The organism is Methyloglobulus morosus KoM1 (assembly GCF_000496735.2).
GTDB lineage: Bacteria > Pseudomonadota > Gammaproteobacteria > Methylococcales > Methylomonadaceae > Methyloglobulus > Methyloglobulus morosus.
In genome coordinates, this window is the sequence record NZ_AYLO01000170.1 from 1 (window position 1) to 5,218 (window position 5,218).

Genomic DNA, 5,218 nt, shown 5'->3' on the forward strand with positions numbered 1-5,218 from the left:
AAAAAATACCACTCAATCAATTGGTTACAAATATAGAGTTCAATGCAGAGGAACTGCAAATGCCTAACCAATTGAATTTGTTTGATGAAATCTTCGGACAGTAATGATCCTGAATATGTTCCTCTCGCATTATTTTAAATACGGTGTACGCGGGAACTGCGCCAAGTAAACGCCCCTGGTCGTTCACTATGGGTACGGCTGGCAGGTGGTGGGTTAACGCCAACTGGGCCACTCGTTCCGGATAGTCAGCTAGGCCAGCGCTGGTAAATTCCCGGTTCATCAGTTCAACTATGGCCATTTGGGGCTTTGCCACCAAGAGCTTGGGCAAAGAAACTATGCCTAGCAGCCTCTGATCGGCATCAGTTACAAACAGCAATTCTATAGTATCTAAAGCATTGGGTAGTTTAGCAAGCCGTCGAATGACTTTCGATACTGTTTCACCCGTTTGAGCAGTCGGTACTTGGCAGTGCATATGGCTTCCCGCCCAGTCGGCGGTAGCTTTCACCCCCATGGCGGGTTCAGGAGCTTGGCTGATTTCCCGGGTTATTTCTTCGGCCTTTACACATAAGATGGCCATTACATTCGAGACAATGGCCAACAACCTTTGTGCCGCAGGTATCGCCTGCTCTTGTAAGGTCTTGCCGATTTTTTTTATAATCTCTGCCATGTTATTAACTTTTTTCATCTTCTACCTTGTTTTCACCAATCACGGTACCTTCAGGCACTTCACAGCCTTTTTCGATGATGGCTTTGGTGATGCGGCAATGTCGACCTATGACGGCATCCGCCGTGCCTTTGTACCACGAATCTTCGTCATGCCGTTGTTGGGCGGGGAACAGTTCGATGTATTCACCGAATTCTCCGCGCAAAAACCCCCAGCCTTGTTGGATGTGGCGAATCAAGGAGTGGGCTTTGTATTGGGTCAGGATGCCTATTTTCCGGATACCGGAATTGATGCAGTTGCTGAGGGGGAAATCAATGATCCTGAACTTGCCAACGAACGGTACGGCAGGCTTGGCCCGCCAATCCGTCATGTCCATCAGGCGCGCACCTCGGCCTCCCGCTAGGATGAGTGCGATAGTGTTTCGGGTAAGGTGGCTAATATGGAGTTCTGGCATCAGGACAATAAATAAATCAGACTAAAAAACTCAGGCAAGTCATTTAGCAAAGCAAAATATTCCTCCCTCTACCTAATGAATCAATGCCGTTATTTTTACATTATCGACAATAGCCTTCGGATGTGTTTGAAAACAACCCTCAGGCTGATACGAACTGGTCAACCTCAACAAAGATAACACTTGCATGCTGGGCTTCGCTCCCGCTCTGCCCAACTTACAAATTGCAAATTATTTTGCAGCAGGTTCTTTTTTTTGTTCCATCGTTTGGGTTTCTGCGGGTTGTCCCTGTTGAGCTCCAGCCGCTTTTTTTGCTTCGGCCTCGTGTTTCTTTTTCTCAAGCTTCCGTTCTTTCTCAGCCCGTTGCGCCGCGACATCTCTCGCAGCTGTACTGCCACTGCCACCAAGTTCTGCCTGGGCCATTGTCGGCACTATAAGGGCTGCCAATACGCAGAAAAATAACGTCAATAGCATTTTTTTTGATTTGAAATTAAACATATTCACCCCAGTTATTGCTAAGTTATCAGAAGTCAATGCAACTTGATATGATGCATTAAAAATGCGGCCTAATAATATACGATGTTTAATATGGTATATGGCATCGCGTAGTAATGGGTCGTAGCACAGATTTTGTGGCATAACCCACCGCCGCAAAATATACTCTACCTGCCCACTCGATCATTTGATTTGTGTCAAATTGCCGCACTTTAGGTAATTGTGCCAGAGGCATGGACATGGTTTTGGGGGTTAACCTTGTGGTGTCTCACTTGCAGGCTGTTGAAAAACTCGTTAACCCAACTGTTGAATGGCCGTGCTGTTCATTTTTGCTAAAAAAGACCTGATCCTTTGGCAAAATGCTGGGAATATCCGCCGGCTTTTTTCATTTTCAGGACTTCCCAAAGCCATTGACCGCATATATGCGAATTAGCGAATAAGCTTTGATTTTGCAGGGCTAACCAAGGCACATGCTGATAGGGGGAGGAAACGGCTTTCGCCGTCCCCTCCCTCCGAACCCGGTGTGCAGTTTTCCCGCGACGGGCTCTCCAGTCAGTTGTTTCCTCATCGGGATTGGCGCGCCAATCTATGGGCATTAGACATTGTGAATAGCCCAAGATCAGCGAAGAAGGCATTTGGCCATTGTTTATGATCGTTCAGGCATCGTCCTTGTCCCGGTCGGTGCTTTTGTCGGCGCAACATAGCCCGTAATCGACGATGAACAAAGCCATCAATTGTTGGGAACGTGAACCGGTGGGCATGTTGGAAATACGCGTACCAACCTCTAAGGGTCCAGGGTGTGTCAAAACATAAGCTCCCTCTTTGGAAATCCTTTAAAATAAGCTCAAAGCAACTCTTTAAGCGGGGGGGTAAATGAAGCGGTTCATTGAAAGCAATGACCGGATGCAAGGCACATTGTTTCCCGAGTACTTGGAAGATTATGTTGCCGAGGACAACCCGGTTCGAGTCGTTGATGTGTTTGTCGAACACCTTGACCTTGGCAAGCTGGGCTTTTACCGGGCTGAACCAGCCATCACTGGCAGACCCTCTTACCATCCTTCAATTCTCCTCAAGTTATACATCTACGGTTACCTTAACCGAATCCAGTCCAGCCGCCGTTTGGAGAAAGAGACCCAGCGCAATGTCGAATTGATGTGGTTGCTCGGTCGGTTAACGCCAGACTTTAAAACGATTGCCCGTTTCCGTAAAGAGAATGGCAAGGCGATCCGCAAGGTCTGCAGCCAGTTTGTGTTTCTATGTCGCCAACTGAATTTGTTTTCCGAAGCGATGGTCGCCATTGACGGCAGCAAGTTCAAGGCGGTCAACAACCGCGACCGTAACTACACTGCCAATAAGGTAGCCCGCCGAAGGGAACAAATCGAAACCAGTATCGGGCGGTACCTGTCGGCACTGGAAACCGCAGACCTATTGGAACCCGACATCGCCGAAGCCAAGACCGAAAGGTTGCAGGAAAAGATAACCAAGCTAAAACAGCAGATGGAGCAACTGGACAGTATCGAAATCCAATTGCAGGAAACGCCGGACAAGCAAATCTCCTTGACCGATCCTGATGCCCGGTCAATGGCGACCAGCGGCCGGGGCACGGGGATGGTCGGTTACAACGTCCAGGTTGCCGTCGACACGAAACATCACCTCATCGTCGGCCATGACCGCAACCAGCTCACCAACATGGCCAAGCAAGCCAGAGACGCGATGGCAGCAACCGAACTCCATGTCGTCGCCGACCGGGGTTATTTCAGCAGCCTGGAAATCCTTAAATGCCAGGAAGCGGGCATCACCCCAACTATGCCCAAGCCCGCCACGTCGGGCGCAAAAGCTGACGGCAGGTTCGGCAGGGATCACTTTGTTTACCATCCCGAACAAAATGAATACAGTTGCCCGGCGGGTGAACGGTTGAAATGGCGCTATTCAAGGATTGAAGGCAACTTGACCATGCACCGATATTGGAGTTCAGCCTGCCAACAGTGTGCACTTAAGGCAAAATGTACGCCTAGCAAAAACCGCCGCGTTGGCCGTTGGGAACACGAAGAGGTACTGGAAGCCATGCAGAAACGGCTGGACCAATCGCCCGAGGCCTGCGGGTACGCCGACAGACCGTTGAACATCCTTTTGGCACCCTAAAATCCTGGATGGGGTATACGCATTTCCTCACCAAGACCCTTGACCGGGTCAGTACCGAAATGAGCTTGCATGTGTTGGCCTATAACCTTAAACGGGTCATCAAAATATTGGGAATGCCCGCGCTGATGGAGGCCATGGTGGTGGCGTAAAGCCATCATTTTGCGTTTTTGATCTTACGGGGCAATAGCGCTGAATTTATAGCGGAAAAACCATCAGTCGGGAAAATAAATTGATGACGCCATTAATAAGCGAATTGCGCCAAAATCGTATTTCCAAGGGTAAATCAAACAAAACGGCAACAATCCACACGTTTTGACACGGCCTGGACCCTTACCCGACAATCAAGGTCACAGAGTTAATTCACCTTTAACAGACCTTCAATTTCTCTAAAACCGAATAAATACTCGTCAAGTCGAACTAGATTTGGTCAATTTACTGTTTAAGATACCAGCCGCTACGATGATTGGGGATAGAACCGGGCTGAATGGCGGTGAGTAAGCGAGGTCTGCATTTTCAAGATCAGAGCATGTCAGTTTTCCAAGTAATGCTGTTGCGGCGATATCGATCATTTTATCGACACTCCCAAGACCAACCACTTGAGCGCCCAATAGCCTGCCATCTTTCCGGTCGGCGATAAGTTTTAACGAAAAATCTTGTTTGCCAGGATAGTACCGTGCCCGGTCAATCCCTGTTGTTACAACCGAAATGGGATCAAACCCAGATTCCAGTGCAGATTGCTCAGATAAGCCGGTTATAGCGACTGTCAATTTAAAGGTCTTGAATATGGCCGTCCCAAAGACGCCGGGGAAATGGGCATCTCCCCCGGCAACGTTTTCGCCTGCAACACGCCCTTGTAAATTGGCGATATCGCCCAAAGGCATCCATATTGATTTGCCTGTTATCCGATTGACTGTTTCACAACAATCACCCGCCGCATAAATGCCCGGCACGCTGGTTTCCATCCTTGAGTCAACCGCAATGGCACCGGTGCTTCCGAGCTCAATATTGGCCTCTTTTGCTAATTCAACATTAGGTTTCACCCCAATGGCGATGACAACGAGGTCGGCGGGTACTATTTTTCCGGATTCTGTCTCAACACCAGTGACCTGACCATTTTCACCTTGCAGCTTAGCAAGGCCGTCACCGAGCACCAATTCAACATGATTTTCAAGTAAATGGTCGTGAACTAGCTGTGCCATTTCAGGATCGAATTTTGGCAGAATACGGGTTGCCTTTTCGATTATAGTGGTTCTCATATTTAGCTCTTGGAAAGTTTCAGCCAGTTCCAAGCCAATATAACCGGCACCTATAATGACTGCCTTTTGTGGCTGCAATGTGGTTAACACTGTTTTGAAGCGGGCTATGTCAGCGATATTCCGTAAGGTTAAAACGCCTTCCAGTGTTATCCCTTCAACACTTGGCACTATTGGACGTGCGCCAGTTGCTATGATTAGGCGGTCATAAGT

Annotated in this window: 6 protein-coding genes and 2 pseudogenes; 1 reads left to right on the plus strand and 7 read right to left on the minus strand. The window is 48.6% G+C overall.

What is annotated here, in order from left to right:
- Positions 1–16: 16 nt before the first annotated feature.
- The 6 genes and pseudogenes from MGMO_RS18360 to MGMO_RS21220 all read right to left on the minus strand — a co-directional run bounded on the left by MGMO_RS18360 (position 17) and on the right by MGMO_RS21220 (position 2,600).
- On the minus strand, positions 17–685 hold the full coding sequence (locus tag MGMO_RS18360) for a CBS domain-containing protein (RefSeq protein WP_023496590.1): 669 nt from the start codon (positions 683–685) through the stop codon (positions 17–19).
- Positions 672–776 carry a GlgC family sugar phosphate nucleotidyltransferase gene (locus MGMO_RS21280; protein ID WP_456152407.1) on the minus strand — a complete coding sequence of 35 codons (105 nt, stop codon included), beginning with the start codon at positions 774–776 and terminating at the stop codon, positions 672–674. The genes MGMO_RS18360 and MGMO_RS21280 overlap by 14 nt, the downstream gene beginning before the upstream one ends.
- Positions 777–1,118 (minus strand): annotated as a pseudogene (locus tag MGMO_RS18365) (sugar phosphate nucleotidyltransferase); the annotation flags it as partial. It abuts the gene before it with no gap.
- A gap of 228 nt (positions 1,119–1,346) precedes the next feature.
- A complete protein-coding gene (locus MGMO_RS18370; RefSeq protein ID WP_023496592.1) occupies positions 1,347–1,754 on the minus strand; it encodes a hypothetical protein in 408 nt (135 codons plus the stop codon).
- A gap of 188 nt (positions 1,755–1,942) precedes the next feature.
- A complete protein-coding gene (locus MGMO_RS20410; RefSeq protein WP_152976409.1) occupies positions 1,943–2,206 on the minus strand; it encodes a hypothetical protein in 264 nt (87 codons plus the stop codon).
- A complete protein-coding gene (locus MGMO_RS21220) occupies positions 2,175–2,600 on the minus strand; it encodes a group II intron maturase-specific domain-containing protein (RefSeq protein ID WP_407656563.1) in 426 nt (141 codons plus the stop codon). The genes MGMO_RS20410 and MGMO_RS21220 overlap by 32 nt, the downstream gene beginning before the upstream one ends.
- Here MGMO_RS21220 and MGMO_RS18375 point away from each other — a divergent pair.
- Positions 2,484–3,901: pseudogene (locus MGMO_RS18375) on the plus strand (IS1182 family transposase). The gene MGMO_RS21220 and the pseudogene MGMO_RS18375 sit on opposite strands and share 117 nt — an antisense overlap.
- A 258-nt stretch (positions 3,902–4,159) precedes the next feature.
- On the opposite strand, the gene MGMO_RS18380 reads toward MGMO_RS18375, so the two are convergent.
- The coding region (locus MGMO_RS18380) for an FAD-dependent oxidoreductase (RefSeq protein ID WP_036308955.1) at positions 4,160–5,218 on the minus strand (1,059 nt) is incomplete at its 5' end.

Bases quoted from the DNA above. Each gene is read 5' to 3' on its own strand.
- MGMO_RS18360 (WP_023496590.1), bottom strand. From the start codon at position 685: ATGAAAAAAGTTAATAACATGGCAGAGATTATAAAAAAAATCGGCAAG.
- MGMO_RS18370 (WP_023496592.1), bottom strand. From the start codon at position 1,754: ATGCCACAAAATCTGTGCTACGACCCATTACTACGCGATGCCATATAC.
- MGMO_RS20410 (WP_152976409.1), bottom strand. From the start codon at position 2,206: ATGCCCATAGATTGGCGCGCCAATCCCGATGAGGAAACAACTGACTGG.